An 18,409-nucleotide genomic window follows, 5' to 3' on the forward strand; every position below is an offset into this window, starting at 1 on the left:
CAATATTTGTGCTAGTGTAATCAATATTGTGCGATCTTGCAACTGAAATATCAATTATAATTGGTTTGTAAGCGATTACAAATATTTAAAAATAACACTTAAGAAAGAAGGACTCTTACTCATGAGAAAGAAAATCCAGATGAATTATTCATGGAAGTTTAGCAAGCAAGCAGATATAAGCGCTATGGAAAGAACACATAATGACAGCAGTTGGGAAGCAATAACTCTTCCACACACTTGGAACGCCATCGATGGTGCTAATGGATTTGATTTCTATAAAGGCGCTTGCTGGTATCGTAAATCATTTGTACTCGATCCTATTGCCAAAGGAAACCGCGTATTCATAGAATTTGAAGGCTCAAACAGCATTACGGATGTGTATATCAACGGTCAGCATTTGGGACAACATCGTGGTGGATATTCCACATTCCGCTTTGACATGACCGATGCTATCGAATACGGCACAGAGAACACGTTAAGTGTTCAGGTCGATAACACTGTGGTCGATGATGTATATCCTCAGATGGCGGATTTCACGTTCTTCGGCGGGATCTACCGTAATGTCAACCTGATTATTGCGAATCCTGTTCATTTTGACTTGATGGATTATGGCTCCACAGGTGTATATGTCATTCAAGACGACGTGAGTCATGAGAAGGCTGCGCTTACGATTAAATCGAAGCTAACGAATGATGAGGAAGATAAGAAGGTCAGACTATGGGCAGATATTCTCGATGCAGACGGTCGAACTGTTGCTTATGCAGCGAAAGAAGTGGTGCTGACAGCAGGGGAAACGCAAGAGGTAGAACTACCCGTTATTATTCAAAACCCTACGCTATGGAATGGCATGCAAAATGCCTATATGTATAAGGTGAATATATCTTTAAATAGCTTTAACGATACCATCGATGAACTCTCCATCCCATTCGGAGTCCGCTTTTTCGAAGTGGATGCGGATAAAGGCTTCTTCTTAAACGGTGAGCATCTTGATCTCCATGGTGTGTCCCGTCACCAAGATCGTAAAGATATGGGGTGGGCTATTACACCTAAAGAACATGAAGAAGATATGGCCTTAATAAAAGAAGTTGGCGCCACATCGATTCGTCTGGCACATTATCAGCATGACCAGTACTTCTACGATCTATGTGATCAAGAAGGCATGGTGATCTGGGCTGAAATTCCGTTTATTTCAGTGATGTCCAAGACCGAATTGGAAGGTATCAATGCCAAGCAGCAGATGATTGAATTGATCAGACAAAATTTCAATCATCCATCCATTATGTTCTGGGGTATCCAAAATGAAATTCAAATCGGTGGAGAGACGCCAGCACTTCGAAAGCTTGTTAGCGAATTGAATGCATTAACTAAGCAGGAAGACCCTACACGATTAACAACGATGGCCAACGTAATGTTCGTTGAAGATGACGACGACTATAACAAAGTTACGGATGTTATTGGCTATAACAAATATTATGGTTGGTACAATGGTAAAGCCGAAGATTTCGCAGATTGGCTTGATGGTTTCCACCAAACGAACCCAACGGCGAAATTATGCATCTCCGAATACGGTGCAGAGGGCATTTTACAATATCACAACAATCAGCCTGCGGTTAAAGATTACACAGAAGAGTATCATGCGCTTTACCATGAAATCGTGTGGAATATCTTCGCGAAGAGACCTTTCCTTTGGGCAACATATGTATGGAATATGTTTGATTTCGGCGCAAATATTCGTGATGAAGGCGGCGTGTTGGGCAGAAACAACAAAGGTCTAATCACCTACGATAGGAAGATCAAGAAGGATGCCTTCTATATGTATAAAGCGAATTGGTCCAATGAGAAGTTTGTACATATTACGAGCAAACGCTACATCGATCGAGCGGATGAGGCTATCCAGGTAAAAGTGTACTCCAATTGCGATAACGTTACCCTCTATGCGAATGGCGTAGAACTTGCGACTTCTAGTAGTGAAAATCATATTTTCACCTTTGAAAACGTGGCTTTATTGAAAGGATTCAATGCTATCAAAGTAGTCTCACAGCAAGATGGACAGACTTACGAGGATACGGCGCACTTCAATCAAGTAGCGGAAGCTAATCCAAGCTATACGGCACCGGTAGAAGAGGGCGGTATCGTCAAGAACTGGTTCCAGGTTCCGGTTCTAGAAGATGTCAAGATTGAACCCCTTATCATTACAGACGATGTGTATTCCACTCGTTGCACGTTGGGTGCAATTATGGAGAATGACGCTGCCCGCGCTGTGCTTGAGAGCTATTTAGGCAATCTTTCCGAGAATCCGATGTTTGGAATGGCCAGTGGGATGAAAGTGGATACGCTAGCATCGCTAGCATCTGATATCTTCAATGAAAAGCTCATTTACATCTTAAATAAAGAACTTACACAGATTGGTAAATGATAGAGAGGAAGATTAATATATGAGTTCTGTGACCGATTTCCAGACTACGCAACCAGAAGTTAGATCAAAGGAATTTAGAAAATTTGGGATACGAGATAAAATAGGTTATTTGTGTGGGGATTTAGGTAACGACTTCTTTTTTCTTATCGTTAGCTCATTCTTAATGGTTTATTACACTGATATTTTTCATATCAGTGCCGCTTCGGTAGGGATTCTCTTCTTAGTTGCGCGTGTTTGGGATGCGGTCGCAGATGTGACATGGGGTAGATTCATTGATACGAGGAAGGCAAGTCGGCATGGGAAATTCAAGCCATGGATTCTCAGAATGTCCTTCCCGCTTGTTTTTTTCGGTATCTTAATGTTCGTGCAAATTCCCGGGATGTCCAACGGATTCTATCTGGTCTATGCGTTCATTACCTATATTCTATGGGGAACCTTATATAGCACGGTCAATATTCCTTACGGCTCCATGGCTTCTTCCATCACGAGTGATCCAGTTGAGCGTACGACGTTATCTACCTTTAGAACGATGGGAGGGGTGATTGCGGGGTTACTTGTTAACGTCTTGGGACCATTGATTCTGTTCGTTGACAACAAAGCAGATGCCAATCACTTCATGATGGGAGCGATTGTGTTCGGAATTCTTTCTCTCTCTAGTTATATTGCCTGCTACAAAATGTCAACGGAGCGACTTATCGCATCTGATTCACAAGAAAACAAAACAAACTTTAAGCTGACCTTGAAAGGCTTGCTGAAAAATAAACCGCTGATCGCCATGCTAATCGTTTCGCTCGGTTCCATGATGCTCACCATGCTTTCAGGCGCGGTTAACGTGTATTTGTACAAAGACTACTTTGGAAGCGCTTCATTACTAAGTGTCGTCGGACTTATTCAAATTTCAGCGATGATTATTGCGATTCCGATGGCTAAGCCTTTGGTAGCTAAATTCGGAAAGAAGGAAGTCGCGGCTGTGGGCATGCTTCTGGCTGCCATTGTTTATTTGAGCTTAGCCTTCATTCCAGATTTAACAGCTATTCAATTCATTGCCATCTCCACGATTGGCACCTTTGGAGTCGGCTTCTTCAATCTCGTCGTGTGGGCCTTTGTTACGGATGTCATCGATTACCATGAATTTCTAACGGGTCTTCGGGAAGATGGGACAGTCTACGCTGTATACTCATTTGCTCGAAAGTTGGGCCAGGCGATTGCAGGTGGTATTGGCGGATTTGCCATTGCAGTCATTGGCTACAATTCGGTGAATACCGTTCAAACGGAAGAAACATTGCATGGCTTATATCGTTTAAGCACATTAGTGCCCGGCCTCGTGTACCTTATAATTCTCGCACTATTGGTCTTTGTCTATCCGTTGAATAAAAAACGTACGTTGCAGCTCTCAGCTGACTTGGTAAGCAAGCGTAACGAAGGCAAATAAGCAGAAACAAAATGCCCTGCATGTAAGCGCTTCTAATGAAGCGTAACTTGCAGGGCATTTGTGTGGGGGCAACGTTCAATCTTTACACCTGTACATCTGAATCGAGGCGATCTCCATATTACTGAAACAAAAAAACACCTCTTAATAGAAGAGGTGTTGGAATTTAATATTAACGCAACGTTTTCAATGCACCGCTCCAAGCAAGTACTTGATCAAGCATGCCGTTTACATTGGTAAGATGCATATCTGCCGGTTTGAACACAGTTCCGTTCTCGAAATCAGTGAATAGGGACAAGGCTGGATGAACACGAACGTCCGCTACGGACAATTCACCCAGGATACCGCGTAGATGTTCAGCTGCACGAGCGCCACCTACAGAACCATAACTTACGATACCTGCTGCTTTATTGTTCCAAGCATCACGTGCATAATCAAGTGCATTTTTCAATGACGCTGTTATGCTGTGATTGTATTCAGAAACGATAAATACGAACCCATCCAAGCTAGCAAGCTTTGTATTCCATGCTGTTGCTTGTTCTGTAGCATCCGCTTCCCCTAATAGTGGAAGTTTAAAGTCGGCAATATCTACGATTTCATAGTTCGCATCACCACGTTGATCAGCGACACGTTTTACCCATTCTCCGACTTGTGGACTTACACGACCTTGACGAGTACTTCCTAAGATAATTCCGATATTTAATTTTGACATTGTTGTTTCCTCCTTAGTAGTTGTACTTCCAAATATTTTCCCCCAAAAACCCATTAACCACACCACCAATTAAATTTATAAAGCTTAATACTATATTTAAACAATTAATATAAGTCGTATTCTTAGATGACTCTATTTGAAGTATCTTTGACTTGAGATAATCATAATCAAATTAATGAGTTTTGTCAAGTAACTATCATTTAGTTAGTTTTATTGCAGAGTAACATAGTAGCTAATTTCGGAAAGATGGAAGTCGCGGCTGTGGGCATGCTTCTGGCTGCGATTGTTTATTTGGGCTTAGCCTTTGTTACTGATGTCATCGACTAAGATGAATTTTTAACGGGCATTTGTGTGCAACCGTTGTAGTCCGTCTCCTCGGTGCTCATATAACTGATGATGTATAGAAGAAAAGGTTGGTAAGCAAAATAGAAGTATTATTCGTCGTTTTAAGCACGACTCAAACATTTAAGCGGGGTGGAAGAATGGATGATATACAATGTGACGTCTCTCCAATGCAAGTTGAAGTGAAGAATAGACTTCTACAATTAAGCTTATCCATCGATGCATTGATCCACGGATTAGAACACGAAGCTGGTAACTGTTTGTTGAACGAGTTCCATAATATGAAAGAACAATTTGTAGATACGGAATCGCTTGCCTCAACCTTTTATTTGAAATGTTTTCTCGCCCCTTATACAGCTAGATACGATGAGTTATCTCAAGCGATTACCCACTTATCACAACAGCGTCATGGAGCACTTATTGTAGTAGAAAGATCAGATGACATCGATAATTTTATTACGCCGGGCGTAATGATTTCTGCGACGTTGACATATTCGTTGCTAGAATCCATTTTCACTCCTGGTGGCCCTCTACATGATGGCGCAGTCCTAATACAAGGCGACAAAATTATTTCTGCAGCAAACGTTTTGCCTTTAACTCAGAGGGAGACTGAACAGAAGAAACTGGGAACGAGACATCGAGCAGGACTTGGTTTATCTGAAATATGCGATGCGCTTGTCATTATCGTATCGGAAGAAACAGGACAAGCATCGTTTAGTTTGAAAGGGAATCTATACCCGTTTTCTCCAATGTGATGATTTGTATATTGAATTAATATATTGTTAGATGAATTGTTTCGAGTTAGAGGAGAAGTAACCTTTTTTGAAATAAAAAAACACCTCTTATGAAAGAGGTGTTGGGAGATTGCTATTAACGCAACGTTTTTAATGCACCGCTCCAAGCAAGTACTTGATCAAGCATGCCGTTTACATTGGTAAGATGCATATCTGCCGGTTTGAACACAGTTCCGTTCTCGAAATCAGTGAATAGGGACAAGGCTGGATGAACACGAACGTCCGCTACGGACAATTCACCCAAGATACCGCGTAGATGTTCAGCTGCACGAGCGCCACCTACAGAACCATAACTTACGATACCTGCTGCTTTATTGTTCCAAGCATCACGTGCATAATCAAGTGCATTTTTCAATGACGCTGTTATGCTGTGGTTGTATTCTGAGACGATAAATACGAACCCATCCAAGCTAGCAAGCTTTGTATTCCATGCTGTTGCTTGTTCTGTAGCATCCGCTTCCCCTAATAGTGGAAGTTTAAATTCCGCAATATCTACTATTTCATAGTTCGCATCGCCACGTTGATCAGCGACACGTTTTACCCATTCTCCCACTTGTGGACTTACACGACCTTGACGAGTACTTCCCAAGATAATTCCGATATTTAATTTTGACATGTTATTTCCTCCTCAGTAGTTGTTTTACCAAATATTCCCCACAAAAACTCATGAACTAGACCACCAATAAAATCTATAAGGCATAAATATATTGCAAATAAAAATGTTTCTCTAGGGTGTCATTTTTTACAGTATCTTCTATTTGAGATAATAATACTGAATCGTATGTATATTGTCAAGTAACTTTAATATTGTTAGTTAATGTTTAATTGTGAAGATTGTACACAACAACTTATCCATCATTAATATGATCAAAAAAAGTTTCTCCATTGAGTTTTTACTTAATCCTGCTTATAATATAACGATAAAATATATGAAAAAGGTGTCTATACATGAGCATATTAAATGTTGAAGGATTAAGTCATGGCTTTGGAGATCGCGCAATCTTCAAGGATGTTGCATTCCGTCTTCTCAAAGGCGAGCATATTGGATTATTCGGTGCGAACGGCGAAGGTAAATCTACTTTTATGAATATTGTTACAGGCAAGTTGCAGCCCGATGAAGGCAAGGTTGAATGGTCCAAACGGGTGCGTGTCGGTTATCTTGATCAGCATGCTGTTCTAACGAAAGGGCTAACAATTCAAGATGTATTACGTAGTGCGTTCCAATACTTGTTCGACCTTGAGCAAGAAATGAATGATATGTATGGCAAGATGGGTGATGTAACACCTGAAGAACTGGAGAAGTTACTTGAAGAAGTTGGAACAATCCAAGACACGCTAACAAGTCAAGATTTCTATATGATTGATGCGAAGGTGCAAGAGACGGCACGTGGACTTGGGATCACTGACATTGGATTAGATCGCGACGTGAACGACCTCAGTGGAGGACAACGTACCAAAATTTTACTTGCGAAGTTGCTACTAGAGAAGCCAGATATTTTGCTCCTGGATGAGCCGACGAACTATCTGGATGAGCAACATATTGAATGGTTGAGACGTTATCTGCAAGAGTATGAGAATGCTTTTATTCTGATCTCACATGATATGCCATTCTTGAATAGTGTTATTAACCTGATTTATCATATGGAAAATCAAAAGCTGACTCGATATGTTGGTGATTATGAACAATTCCAGCAGGTCTATGAAATGAGAAAAACTCAGCTTGAATCTGCATTTAACCGGCAACAACAAGAAATTTCAGAACTGAAAGACTTCGTTGCTCGTAACAAAGCGAGTGTGGCTACCCGTAATATGGCGATGTCCAGACAGAAAAAGCTCGACAAGATGGATGTCATCGAACTTTCGAAGGACAAACCGAAGCCACAGTTTAATTTCAAAGAAGGCAAAACTGCCGGAAAAGTTATATTTGAAGCAAAAGGTCTCGTAATCGGTTATGATGAGCCTTTATCTCGTCCATTGGATTTGATTATGGAACGTGGACAGAAGATTGCACTTGTTGGTGCTAATGGGATTGGGAAAACAACCTTGTTACGTAGTATTCTTGGTGAAATTCAGGCCTTGTCTGGTTCAGTAGAGCTTGGCTATAACCAGGAGATTGGTTATTTTGAGCAAGAGATGAAAGAAGGCAATTATAATACTTGTATCGAGGAAATATGGGAAACGTTCCCGTCTCTTTCACAATATGAAGTACGTGCTGCCCTTGCGAAATGCGGACTAACCACGAAGCATATTGAGAGCAAGATCGCTGTTCTGAGTGGTGGAGAAAAGGCCAAAGTGCGTCTATGTAAACTCATTAATACGGAGACCAATATACTCGTATTAGATGAACCTACGAACCATTTGGATATAGATGCGAAGGAAGAACTTAAGCGTGCTTTGAAAGCATTCAAGGGAACCATCCTGATGATCTCTCACGAACCTGAATTTTATCAGGATATTGCAACAGATATCTGGAATTGCGAGTCTTGGACAACGAAAGTATTTTAATAAACGAGCCTATGGCGTGCTAACGATTATGTTAGGAGTCCATGGGCTTTTTTTATTTTACTAATATTTAAATATGATATATGGTCGGGCTAGTATACGTTGGAATGCACCTATATCTACAAAATTACACTAAAGAATTATATGAATTTAGGGGTTTAAAATGTATGGTGGTTATAAAAGTATAATATAGTAAATTAAGGTGATTTGAATAAGAGGAAAACGACAAATGAAGAGAGCGAAAAGAATAATCGCATTACTAGCAGTAATTATACCCGTTATAGGGTTAGTAGGAAGCTTTTACATAAGAAAATTGGAGGGATCAGGAATTAAGGTCATGCCATTCTCAATTGGAATGTGCCTGTTCATGGCCATACTTGTTATCATCGAAATCATTCTAGTAAAGAAACACTTATAGATTCCTCCTATTTTAAATTATTTCTTGGGTAATCGCAGGAAAACTATGATTTCGACATTTATTCACGCAATTTCAATAAAGCCTATCGTTGACGCAAGGGTTAACGATTCAAGATGTATTGCGATGTGCATTCCAATACTTGTTTGACATCGAGAAAGAAATGAACGATATGTATGACAGAACACCAGAAGAAATCGAGAAGCTACTTGAAGAAGTCGGTACAATCCAGGAAACGTTCCCGTCTCTTTCACAATATGAAGTACGTGCTGCCCTTGCGAATTGCGGACTAACTACGAAGCATATTGAGAGCAAGATCGCTGTTCTGAGTGGTGGAGAAAAAGCCAAAGTGCGTCTATGTAAACTCATTAATACGGAGACAAATATACTCGTATTAGATGAACCTACGAACCATTTGGATATAGATGCGAAGGAAGAACTTAAGCGTGCTTTGAAAGCATTCAAGGGAACCATCCTGATGATCTCTCACGAACCTGAATTCTATCAGGATATTGCAACAGATTTCTGGAATTGCGAGTCTTGGACGACGAAAGTAAAGTATTTTAAATAACAATGAACAAGCCTATGGGGTACTAACGAATATGTTAGGACTCCATGGGCTTTTTTTGATTATACGTCAGATTATTTTTTGGACATTAAGTAAGTAAATCCACTTTAACGTACAGTCAATAGTGGATTTACTTCTTAGTTATCTCTTTGTGCTAGACAGTTTAGACGGTTTACTGGGCTGAGGATTCGTAATGGTTGTCGGCCGAAGTCTTCACGATAGGTTGTCTTTCTTACGGAAGCACTCTGCGTGCTGTAACGTAAGTTCGGTCCCATGTGCTGCCTGCGAAATTCGAAATCGTAACACCGATACCGGCCCTGTATGTGTGCAGAAGTTGTCCGTTACCGATATAGAGACTTACGTGGTTAATAATGCCGTCTCGATTGGTATCCGAGAAAATCAAATCACCTGGTTGCAATTGGTCTCTAGACACGAATATACCTACGTTGGATTGTTGTTTAGACGAGCGAGGGATGTTGATCCCGCCTTGTTTGAATACGTATTGTGTGAACGAAGAACAGTCAAACGCGCTGGTGTTGTTCGATTTGGCTCCGAATTGATAAGGAACACCTAAGAACTGCTTACCAGTCGTAATCACGTTGTCAGCGATAGAAGAACTTGCGGCATAAGCCGAATGCGTATTTGTAAACATCGTGCCTGCCGACAAAACGATCGAAAGGCTTAACGTGGCACCGACCAACGACTTACTAAAACGTCTTTTAGGATTCGTATTCATAATGGGCCTCCCTTGAGTGTGCTAATTGAGAAGGTGCTGATCACCTGAAATAACCATAACACATCATTTTTACCCAACACTTTCTAGTAAGGGCTGCAACGCTTGTCACCCAATGGCATTTCGCCGATTATTATAAATCTATGAGAAAATCCACATGAATCTCTTATTGACGTTAGCTCATTTTCAGTTACGGAAGTAACTCTAGGGCTATTCGTCAACAAAAAATGAATATTTTCTTTGATATAGGGAAACTTCTTTTTATAACAACGATGTAATTCACATTATTTTTTAATGTGAAGCGTGTACAGTTAGTTAGTCGAATGTGGTCTAAAAAGAGGGGAATATGGAGGATTCATAAATGGAAAATCATGAAAAAGTCGCGATCGCCCAACCACGAGACTTACAGTTGTTGAACAAGGTTCCAGAAGTCACAATCTTCTTCTGGATCATCAAGATCTTGGCAACCACGGTGGGCGAGACGGCCGCAGACTTTCTGAATGTAAACCTGAACTTGGGCTTGACCATTACGACCTTCGTCATGAGTTGCCTTTTACTCATCACGTTATTTTATCAGTTCAGGACGAAGAAGTACGTGCCGGGGATCTATTGGCTCGCGGTCGTGCTGATCAGCGTTGTCGGCACGCTGGTCACCGACAACCTCGTGGACAACCTCGGGGTCAGTCTGGAGACGACCACCATCATCTTCACCATCGCGCTACTGGCGACCTTTGTCGCTTGGTACGCGAGTGAGAAGACACTCTCCATTCACTCCATCTACACGACCAAGCGAGAAGCGTTTTACTGGTTGACTATCCTGTTCACCTTTGCCTTGGGTACTGCAGCCGGTGACCTCGTAGCGGAGGGTCTCAATTTGGGATACTTGGTGTCAGCGCTCATGTTTGCTGCACTGATCGGGGTGGTGACTTTCGCCCACTACTTCTTCAAGCTGAATGCAGTGCTTGCCTTCTGGATGGCCTACATTTTGACCCGTCCTCTGGGCGCCTCTCTTGGCGATTACCTGTTACAGCCCCGCGATGAGGGTGGCCTTGAACTGGGCACAGTAGTAACAAGTGCGATCTTTCTCGTAACGATCTTAATCATAGTCATATACCTGACCAAGACGAGAAGAGATGAGAACCCGCTCTCACTCCCCCCAAGGGAGTAGTGTTCATAAGGTTACAGATATGTCGGAGGACAAGAACATCGTCCATATAAAGTATACGTAAAACTAAGCTGCGACCATTTCTCGGTACTTAACCGAGGGAAAGTCGCAGCATAGTTTTTTCTGAAATTAATAATTTATAAAAGGAGGGATAACATAATGAGGGTTTAATTATTTCCAAATTTCGAGTGGCTTCGCTTGTTTACTTTTACCCAATTGTTGTAAGCCGTAAATATCTTCAATCGTGCGTAGAAGCGAATAATGATTCGATTTCACATTGTAGGTTCCTTTTTTCACCATTGGGCCAAAGAGTACTGTTGGAATTTTATTTTTAGCGCTCATATCGTCCTCATCCCAAGTAAGGATAAGAAGACTATTGTGCTTTTCTGCCCATTTTATGTAAGCGGAAAGATTCTCTTTTAACCAAAGATCGGCTTCCTTTACTGTTCCATCGTGAATATCGTGATCCATATTCGGAATGACAAAGGAAATGGTAGGAAGCTTGGAATAGTCTTTAGGGAAGCTGGTAAAAGGCATATTAACGCTCGTAGGAATATTAGTGAAATTTACCCATGGATTATGTTTTCGAGCATAGTTTGTTTTCAGATCATAAGGCCCCGAAAATCCAATATTCGGTAAACCCTCAGAGTATCCTCCGAATGTGAGACCCTTTGCAATTAACTCGGAAGCGAGATTATCTGTTTTGAATAGATGTTTCGGTGTTTTATCATTAGTAACGCCTTGGTTGTTTCCGGAAAATAAATCTAAATAGTTTGGTTGGCTTGGGTGCTCAATCGCGTAATGGTTGACCAGGTTTGCACCATTGTTCATCAATTGATTCATATATGGAGCGTTAGAATTATTATAGATTTCCCGATACGAATGATTTTCTTCCACGATCACGACAATATGATCGACTTTGTACTTTTTTGAAACCGGATTTACTGCAGCGTGACTTGTCATTCTAAACGGGATTGTAGAAGAGAGAATGAACACAAGTATAAATATTGAAAAGATTCGCTGCTTACAGTTCTTCATGATTGAGTCTCCATTCTCCTATTGGATTGTTGCGTACTCATTATAGGACAACCTGGGTACAATCACAACGAAAGGGTTTTCAGTGACAATCATGGTCAGAAAACCTAGAATACCAGACTTGGATTCATCAAATCTACCATTTATCGTAACCGTATGGGGTGAGGTCTATCGATTTCACATTTAAGAGGCAAAGCTCGTTCAAATATAGATGTTTATTCTATGTAATAAGCCGCTCCTTTATCAAATCCTATTCATACTTTATATGAGATGATAATAGGGAGTTGAAGAGGGTTATGTCTAAAGGTCTAAGAGGAGTTTCCATTATTACTTGCACGAACCGGCCCAAATATTTCAAAGATATCATTGCGAATTTCAAAACTCAGCGCTATCAGATGAAAGAGTTGATTATAGTTTTGAATAAAGATAGCATGGTGTTGGACAAATATCGAAAACAAACGCAAGCCTATAAGAACATTTCAATATATAAAGTTTCGGAGAAAGCTTCATTGGGTAAATGCTTAAACTATGGGATTAACAAATCAAAATATCCCTATATCGCCAAGTTTGATGATGACGATTATTATTCACCCTATTATTTGCTCGAGCAGATAAAGTACATCAAACAAACGGGAGCAGACGTTATAGGGAAGAAGGCATACTTAACTTATCTTGAAGGTAGGAAGCTGCTCCTTATGCGGTTTCCTAGACAGCAACATAGATTTATAGGTTCAGTTTCAGGTGGGACGTTATTATTCAAAAGAAAGGTTTTCGAGCGTGTACACTTCGCTAACGTTTCATTGGGAGAAGACGTGAACTTTTTATCAAAGTGCCGAGCTGAAGGATTTCGGATTTACGCATCCTCACCACATAATTATGTGGCAATTAGAAGAAAGAACAAGCTAAGTCACACTTGGACTGTCGGTGACAGTTATCTCATAGCGGGTAGCCGAGTAGTTGCCCGAAACAATAACTTTCGGCAGTATGCAGTGAAGTTGGTATCCGAGAATACCTTATGAAATTATATGCGCTTAAATATGTAGCAGTGAAATGGGGTAACCTATTAGGTATGTTAATCAACTTATTGGAACATTACGGATATTGGGTACTCTTTTTTGCCCTTTTGCTTGAAATGCTTGCACTACCTCTCCCCGGGGAGCTTTTGATGAGTTATGCAGGGCTTGCCGTCTTTGAGGGAAAACTGAATTGGTTGTTATGTATTGTTGCTGCTGGTACAGGGACATCTCTAGGGATTACCTTATCCTATTGGATTGGATATCGATTAGGCACTCCATTTTTTGAAAAATACGGCACCCGTGTTCATTTAGGCCCTGATAAGCTTGATATGGTGTCCAAGTGGTACCAAAAATACGGGTACAAAGTTCTAATTATAGCTTATTTCATTCCGGGTGTCCGTCATATTACGGGTTATTTCTCAGGTACAACGAAGCTCTCTTTTCGAAAGTATGCCATTTTCGCCTATTCAGGCGCTTTCTTTTGGGTAAGTGTCTTCATTTTGCTTGGAGAATTATTAGGTCCAAAGTGGGAGCCATACCATCATAAGATTAATATGTATATGATTTTTTTTGGAGTGATATTAGCCGTTATTTTTATTGGCATATACATGTACCGGAACTATAGGAATCAAATCAAGGACAAGTTGTTAAGTATCCTGAGTAACGGCCTAGTGCGTTATGATTCCATTCGCAAGATAAAGGTAATCATCATTTGCGCATTTGCCGGTTTTGTTTTATTTTTCACCTTGTTGATCGGAGTGATTGAAGATTTTTTAGCTCATGAGTTTGCTTTATTTGACGAAGTCGGTTCTTATATGATCCATCAAATATTTAATTCAAGCTGGACGGATCTCATGAATCGCTTCGCACTTTTGGGATCCTATTATGTTTTCGTGCCAATAGTTGTTCTGGCTATTGGGTGTATGTGGATGAGAAGTAAGGTCCGCTTGCTTGAAATGACTTTTTTGGTAGTTGTCATTGTCGGAGGTAAAGCACTAATTGAGGGTTTGCATTTGTTGTTTCTTAGAATAAGTCCAACGACCTTCAATTTCCCTAGTGAGCAAACCTTCAACGCCCTTACAGTTTATGGTTTTACAGCGTATTTGCTGGGCCGTCATTTTGGAGATGTGAAAACCCACATTACATTAAGTTTAGTTGTTATTGTCATTTGTCTATTAGTAGGTATTAGTTCTATTTTTCTTAACATTCAGTATCCAAGCGATGTCTCTGCCGGATACTTATTCGGTGGAACATGGATTAGCTTAAATGTTATTTTACTGGAGATATTTCGATTGATGCAAAAGTATAAGAGTGCTAAGGCTTAGCGATTAGTTGAGAATTACCCGCGGGTAGCATTTACCTACGAGTGTTGAACAACCGTCGTTATAATAACCTTACCAAGGAGCTTCCAAATGAACTTGAAACTCGTCTTTACCCAATCCTTCATTATAAGCCTTGTTTGTGCTACCGGATTTGCGGTAATCGCAATCTTAGTTGGCGAGCAGAATATTGCATGGTTCGATAACAGGTTGATTTCTCTTATCCAAGGACAGGAGAACGTTGTTTTAACACCTATCATGAAGTTTTTTACCTTTATTGGATCGGGTCTTCCGATTACGATAATTACGATAATAATCATGGTTGTGCTTTATTCCGTATTGAAGTTTCGCTGGGAATTGCTTTTCTTTGTTGGTGTAATCGCGGGTTCTGCGCTATTGAATGTCGTATTGAAACTGATTTTTCACCGCGCTCGCCCAACTATACATCGAATCGTGGAAGCGAATGGCTATAGTTTTCCCAGCGGGCACTCCATGGCAGCTTTTACCCTTTACGGTGTCTTGTGTTTTCTGTTGTGGAAACATGCTCGAGGTGCGTTTACTCGCTTTCTTCTTATCATTATTGGTTCTATTATGATTTTAGCGATCGGTGTTAGTCGAATATATTTGGGAGTCCATTATCCTAGCGATGTTGTAGGTGGGTATCTGGCGAGCGGCACATGGTTAGCTGTTTCTATTTGGATATATCAACGGATGCTTGATAAACGAAGTGCCAAAGTACGCGGTTGAGTATTTCTCATCAATTTCTCATAGTAATCACTTATTGATCTCAGAACCCTGTACTACAATTGGGTCTGTAATCAAATATTAACTAGGAGGAATTAATAATGAACAAAAAAATAATGGTCGGTGCTCTTACTCTTGCGCTTGTTGGTGGGGGGATTGCGGGAGCAGCCTTATTGCCTTCCACGAGTGCAGCAACTCCGGAAACAGCAAATACGACGGCTCCTGTTCAGAAGGATCAAGTACAACAAGACAACGACAAAGAAGTGAACGATGACGGCGTGAAAGGTGACCAAGACAACGACAAAGAAGTAAACGACGACGATGTGAAAGGTGACCAAGACAACGACAAAGAAGTAAATGACGACGATGTGAAAGGTCAACAAGACAACGACAAAGAAGTGAATGACGACGCTGCACAAGCGCCTGTAATTAGTAAGCAACAGAGCATCGATATTGCTGTTAAGCAAACGCCAGGTGACGTGACTAGCGTGAAGCTTGAAACGGAAGATGGAGTAACCGCGTATACCGTAACGATCAAAGATGCGGCAAGTAAAGAACATGAACATACAATTGACGCGACAACAGGTAAGATCATTCCGGAAAACGACTAAGACATCCCTTCTTAAACGGCCTAAGCTTATGCTTAGGCTTTTTTTAAAATTTTTTTCTAACGACCTGTCTTATTTAGACACTTTTTACTCATAATAAGCAAAAGTAAGGAGGTTTTTCCATTGTCTAAAGATGTGTTGATCGTAGAGGATGAGAATAAAATAGCCCGGCTGCTCGAATTGGAGCTAACCCATGAAGGTTATTCCGTAATGATAGCCAATAACGGGAGAGAAGGGCTGGATAAAGCCTTAGCGAAAGAGTGGGGGCTCATTATTCTAGATATTATGCTTCCCGAATTAAACGGAATCGAAGTATTAAGAAGATTGAGGAAGGTTGATATCCAAACGCCGGTTATCGTAGTGTCCGCGCGGAATACCACACCGGAGAAGATATCGGGACTCGATCAGGGAGCGAACGACTACATTACTAAACCATTTGAAATTGAAGAGCTTCTGGCCAGAATGAGATCCTCGATGCGCAGCCGATCGGAAGATTCATCAAATAAGGCGACTTTAAGTCAGCTTCAGATTAACAACCTAACCGTGAATAAGGTGTCTAGAGAAATAATACGGGAAGGAAGAAGGATAGAGCTCACTCCCAAGGAGTACGATCTATTCGTGTTTTTATTGGAAAATAAAAATCATGCAATGAGCAGGGAACAGATCATTAATCATGTCTGGGGCTATGATTTTGTCGGAGATACGAATGTAGTTGATGTCTATATCCGTTATATCCGAAAAAAGATCGATCATGAATTTGATGTTAATCTAATTCATACGATATGGGGAGTGGGTTACTGTGTAAGGGAGGAGAACAGTTGAAGCTCAGAACTAAATTCACGTTGCTCACTTCCGCGCTCGTCATATTAATATTATTGAGCGTGGATTTTGTTATCTATTTATTATTCATTAATATTGCAACCCGCAATGAAATCGAATTACTACGAAATAAATCAGAACAAATCATCGAGAAGATCGGGCCACTTGCTATTATGGATACTGATCAAAAAAACCAGATTTTGGGTTATCTACCCGAGGATTCGATGATCAGGATATTCAATTCAGACTTAAAAGTTGTTCAAAGTTACCAAGAAGAACAGGATATCGATCTCAATCAAATTAATCTTTCTTCCTGGAACGACTCCAAATTGCTCGATATTAATGATCAAAAAATCCTAGTCGTTAGAGTGCCTATACAAACTGATGACAATGTCATCGGCGTATTTGAGATTGTCGAGAAAATGGATACTCTCGAATCTAACATAAACCTACTCGTTACGCTTCTTCTTTTCTCAACCGGGGGCGCCGTGCTTCTTAGCGTAATCGGAGCGTCATTTCTATCCAGAACATTATTAAAACCGATATCGGACAGTATCGTAACAATGCGGGAAATTGAAAGCAGTCTCATATTCAAGAAAATCCCTTCTCGCGGTCAAACGAATGACGAGCTCTTCCATATGACGGAAACCTTTAATCGGATGATGGATCGATTGGAGGAAAACTTTCATAAACAGCAGCAATTCGTTTCAGATGCATCGCATGAGTTAAATACAACGATAACCATCATTGAAGGATATGCCAATATGCTTCGTCGTTGGGGTACTAATGATCAGAAAATCCAACTGGAGTCGATTGAAGCGATTTATGAGGAATCTAAGCAAATGAGGAAAATGACGAGGCAGTTGCTTGATCTAGCATCTTCGCAGCAGAACCATAGTCTTAACATAGAGAAATTTGATCTAGTCGCATGCTGTGAACAGGTTTCTTCGCATGTAAAGAAACTACAATCTCAGAGTATTGTGGTCCACTCAGAGGACGGAGAGATCTGGATGGTCGCCGATCTAACTAAGATTAAGCAGCTTCTTCTCATTCTAATAGATAACGCTTTGAAATACAGTAGCCGTTCCATTGAAATACACATAACTAAAGATTCAACGAATGTAGTGATAAAGGTTAAAGATTTCGGTATTGGTATTGCTGAGGAAGAAATCCAGCATGTATTCGAACGCTTTTACCGCGTCGATACGTCACGTGATCGTAAAACTGGGGGAACAGGATTAGGCCTCCCGATTGCTCAATCCATTGTCACTGAACATGATGGAACAATCCATATTGAAAGTAAGGAGGGAGTGGGTACGGAGGTTATCGTATTTTTGCCTATAGAGCAGGAAAAAAACCTAACTAAATGATGATGTCTCAAGCTGTAACTATAAAGCTGACCGTCTGTCTTCTGAAGGGAGCTGCGGTTGCAAAATTGGGTCTACAAATCATTTGGAGCGTCGGTTAACGGGGTATGAACGGAAGTGGTTGAAATGATCAGTGTAGCCTGAAACCATGAAGGGTTTCGGGCTATTTCTCTGTAATTGCGAATGAATCGTATTGATGGTAAATAAGATTAAGGTTACTTCTTAATCCATTATTGTAACGAAAATGTGACATGTGGTAAAATTTTCATGATATAGTGTCATTATGTGATTTGAAGAAAAAGCGGTTCAGATCGTGTGAAACAGAAATAATACCATCCAGACGAGAACTGATAAGTTCAGTTTTGTCACCTTTTTAAGCTAAATAACGTAAATAGAAAGACACTGGATAGAGATCACAGATAACA

Annotated in this window: 15 protein-coding genes and 1 pseudogene; 12 read left to right on the forward strand and 4 right to left on the reverse strand. The window is 40.6% G+C overall.

The features are described 5' to 3' along the window. The first annotated feature begins 121 nt into the window (after window positions 1–121). The gene (locus BW961_RS05225) at window positions 122–2,416 is read left to right on the forward strand and encodes a glycoside hydrolase family 2 protein (RefSeq protein ID WP_068581617.1); all 2,295 of its coding nucleotides are present in this window, start codon (window positions 122–124) and stop codon (window positions 2,414–2,416) included. Window positions 2,417–2,435: 19 nt separating this feature from the next. Next, a complete protein-coding gene (locus tag BW961_RS05230) occupies window positions 2,436–3,848 on the forward strand; it encodes an MFS transporter (protein ID WP_068581621.1) in 1,413 nt (470 codons plus the stop codon). Window positions 3,849–4,017: 169 nt separating this feature from the next. On the opposite strand, the gene BW961_RS05235 is transcribed toward BW961_RS05230, so the two are convergent. Then, a complete protein-coding gene (locus BW961_RS05235) occupies window positions 4,018–4,557 on the reverse strand; it encodes an NADPH-dependent FMN reductase (RefSeq protein ID WP_068581624.1) in 540 nt (179 codons plus the stop codon). Between the two features lie 482 nt (window positions 4,558–5,039). Here BW961_RS05235 and cdaS point away from each other — a divergent pair, with 482 nt between their 5' ends. After that, window positions 5,040–5,654, forward strand: a complete 615-nt coding sequence (gene cdaS, locus BW961_RS05240) for a sporulation-specific diadenylate cyclase CdaS (RefSeq protein ID WP_068581627.1) — start codon at window positions 5,040–5,042, stop codon at window positions 5,652–5,654. Window positions 5,655–5,769: 115 nt separating this feature from the next. Here cdaS and BW961_RS05245 read toward each other — a convergent pair whose 3' ends face one another. After that, complete coding sequence (locus BW961_RS05245) at window positions 5,770–6,309, reverse strand: NADPH-dependent FMN reductase (protein ID WP_068581630.1); 540 nt, start codon at window positions 6,307–6,309, stop codon at window positions 5,770–5,772. A 332-nt stretch (window positions 6,310–6,641) separates the two neighbouring features. On the opposite strand from BW961_RS05245, the gene BW961_RS05250 reads away from it, so the two are divergent. Beyond that, a complete protein-coding gene (locus tag BW961_RS05250) occupies window positions 6,642–8,198 on the forward strand; it encodes an ABC-F family ATP-binding cassette domain-containing protein (protein ID WP_068581634.1) in 1,557 nt (518 codons plus the stop codon). A 650-nt stretch (window positions 8,199–8,848) separates the two neighbouring features. Then, window positions 8,849–9,181 (forward strand): annotated as a pseudogene (locus BW961_RS05260) (ATP-binding cassette domain-containing protein); the annotation flags it as partial. 229 nt (window positions 9,182–9,410) lie between these two features. On the opposite strand, the gene BW961_RS05265 reads toward BW961_RS05260, so the two are convergent. Beyond that, window positions 9,411–9,914, reverse strand: coding sequence for a C40 family peptidase (locus BW961_RS05265; protein WP_068581643.1), 504 nt, complete (start codon window positions 9,912–9,914; stop codon window positions 9,411–9,413). A gap of 358 nt (window positions 9,915–10,272) precedes the next feature. On the opposite strand from BW961_RS05265, the gene BW961_RS05270 reads away from it, so the two are divergent. Further along, on the forward strand, window positions 10,273–11,079 hold the full coding sequence (locus tag BW961_RS05270; RefSeq protein ID WP_068581646.1) for a COG4705 family protein: 807 nt from the start codon (window positions 10,273–10,275) through the stop codon (window positions 11,077–11,079). A gap of 168 nt (window positions 11,080–11,247) precedes the next feature. On the opposite strand, the gene BW961_RS05275 is transcribed toward BW961_RS05270, so the two are convergent. Beyond that, complete coding sequence (locus BW961_RS05275) at window positions 11,248–12,114, reverse strand: alkaline phosphatase family protein (RefSeq protein WP_068581649.1); 867 nt, start codon at window positions 12,112–12,114, stop codon at window positions 11,248–11,250. A 293-nt stretch (window positions 12,115–12,407) separates the two neighbouring features. Between BW961_RS05275 and BW961_RS05280 the strand changes: the two genes are divergently transcribed. The 6 genes from BW961_RS05280 to BW961_RS05305 all read left to right on the forward strand — a co-directional run bounded on the left by BW961_RS05280 (window position 12,408) and on the right by BW961_RS05305 (window position 17,987). Continuing rightward, window positions 12,408–13,130, forward strand: a complete 723-nt coding sequence (locus BW961_RS05280; protein ID WP_068581652.1) for a glycosyltransferase family 2 protein — start codon at window positions 12,408–12,410, stop codon at window positions 13,128–13,130. Further along, window positions 13,127–14,452, forward strand: coding sequence for a bifunctional DedA family/phosphatase PAP2 family protein (locus tag BW961_RS05285; protein ID WP_244555877.1), 1,326 nt, complete (start codon window positions 13,127–13,129; stop codon window positions 14,450–14,452). Before BW961_RS05280 ends, BW961_RS05285 begins: the two co-directional genes overlap by 4 nt. Before the next feature lie 87 nt (window positions 14,453–14,539). Next, entirely contained in the window at window positions 14,540–15,193 is a 654-nt protein-coding gene (locus tag BW961_RS05290) for a phosphatase PAP2 family protein (protein WP_068581654.1), read from the forward strand. A gap of 98 nt (window positions 15,194–15,291) precedes the next feature. After that, a complete protein-coding gene (locus tag BW961_RS05295) occupies window positions 15,292–15,801 on the forward strand; it encodes a PepSY domain-containing protein (protein ID WP_068581657.1) in 510 nt (169 codons plus the stop codon). 120 nt (window positions 15,802–15,921) lie between these two features. Then, on the forward strand, window positions 15,922–16,620 hold the full coding sequence (locus BW961_RS05300) for a response regulator transcription factor (protein WP_068581660.1): 699 nt from the start codon (window positions 15,922–15,924) through the stop codon (window positions 16,618–16,620). Next, window positions 16,617–17,987: a HAMP domain-containing sensor histidine kinase gene (locus BW961_RS05305; protein WP_068581662.1), complete on the forward strand. Its 1,371-nt coding sequence runs from the start codon at window positions 16,617–16,619 to the stop codon at window positions 17,985–17,987. The genes BW961_RS05300 and BW961_RS05305 overlap by 4 nt, the downstream gene beginning before the upstream one ends. Window positions 17,988–18,409: the final 422 nt, after the last annotated feature.

The organism is Paenibacillus macquariensis (assembly GCF_900156375.1).
Classification (GTDB): Bacteria; Bacillota; Bacilli; order Paenibacillales; family Paenibacillaceae; genus Paenibacillus_AQ; species Paenibacillus_AQ macquariensis.

Coding starts and splice junctions, on each gene's coding strand:
- BW961_RS05225 (WP_068581617.1), top strand. CDS start 122: ATGAGAAAGAAAATCCAGATGAATTATTCATGGAAGTTTAGCAAGCAA.
- BW961_RS05230 (WP_068581621.1), top strand. CDS start 2,436: ATGAGTTCTGTGACCGATTTCCAGACTACGCAACCAGAAGTTAGATCA.
- BW961_RS05235 (WP_068581624.1), bottom strand. CDS start 4,557: ATGTCAAAATTAAATATCGGAATTATCTTAGGAAGTACTCGTCAAGGT.
- cdaS (WP_068581627.1), top strand. CDS start 5,040: ATGGATGATATACAATGTGACGTCTCTCCAATGCAAGTTGAAGTGAAG.
- BW961_RS05245 (WP_068581630.1), bottom strand. CDS start 6,309: ATGTCAAAATTAAATATCGGAATTATCTTGGGAAGTACTCGTCAAGGT.
- BW961_RS05250 (WP_068581634.1), top strand. CDS start 6,642: ATGAGCATATTAAATGTTGAAGGATTAAGTCATGGCTTTGGAGATCGC.
- BW961_RS05265 (WP_068581643.1), bottom strand. CDS start 9,914: ATGAATACGAATCCTAAAAGACGTTTTAGTAAGTCGTTGGTCGGTGCC.
- BW961_RS05270 (WP_068581646.1), top strand. CDS start 10,273: ATGGAAAATCATGAAAAAGTCGCGATCGCCCAACCACGAGACTTACAG.
- BW961_RS05275 (WP_068581649.1), bottom strand. CDS start 12,114: ATGAAGAACTGTAAGCAGCGAATCTTTTCAATATTTATACTTGTGTTC.
- BW961_RS05280 (WP_068581652.1), top strand. CDS start 12,408: ATGTCTAAAGGTCTAAGAGGAGTTTCCATTATTACTTGCACGAACCGG.
- BW961_RS05285 (WP_244555877.1), top strand. CDS start 13,127: ATGAAATTATATGCGCTTAAATATGTAGCAGTGAAATGGGGTAACCTA.
- BW961_RS05290 (WP_068581654.1), top strand. CDS start 14,540: ATGAACTTGAAACTCGTCTTTACCCAATCCTTCATTATAAGCCTTGTT.
- BW961_RS05295 (WP_068581657.1), top strand. CDS start 15,292: ATGAACAAAAAAATAATGGTCGGTGCTCTTACTCTTGCGCTTGTTGGT.